The organism is Vibrio sp. 1580 (genome assembly GCF_033340055.1).
The window spans coordinates 1-525 of sequence record NZ_JAWOVT010000692.1; the positions used below are offsets into that span (position 1 = coordinate 1).

The following is a 525-nucleotide window of genomic DNA, read 5'->3' on the forward strand; positions in this document are numbered from 1 at the left end:
TCAATATCCCGCTTGGTATTATTGAGCGTATTCGTAATCTGATGCTTGTTATGGTCGTATTTGCGTTTCGCTTTGATCGTGTCTTTCAGCACATTGCCGGCACTTGCGGTTAGCGGCAGTAATACTAACGCAACTAAAAAGTACTTTTTCATATTTCAATATCACTTATTACTCAATCTCAATGAGCCAAGTAGACCAAAGCGATCCGATAGAATTGTCAGAAGTTCAACAAGCCAAACTATCGTCTTGATTATGAAACAGAATGAGTCTTGGCGTTAATTACTGTATTTATTAATTACTGTATTCGTTCCAGCCTCGTTGCCATTCCATACGGAATTTTTGCGCTTGCTCAGTGCCCTCACAGACACCCTCATAATATTGGCCAGATAGACCCATTTGATAAGCAAAGTCTGGATTGCAATATTCAGCGACACCTTCCAAATAGCCACGGTCATAATCCCCAGGGTTAGCAGTGCCCAACGTTTTCAGCTCTTTTACACTACGAGAAGTGTGCCCTGCGATGCC

Annotated in this window: 1 protein-coding gene; it reads right to left on the reverse strand. The window is 42.1% G+C overall.

All coding sequences use genetic code 11. The annotated features are described in order from the left end of the window. Positions 1 to 291 precede the first annotated feature (291 nt). Positions 292 to 525 (reverse strand): DUF2799 domain-containing protein (locus R7093_RS27885; RefSeq protein WP_318147366.1); only part of this gene is annotated, 234 nt, incomplete at its 5' end.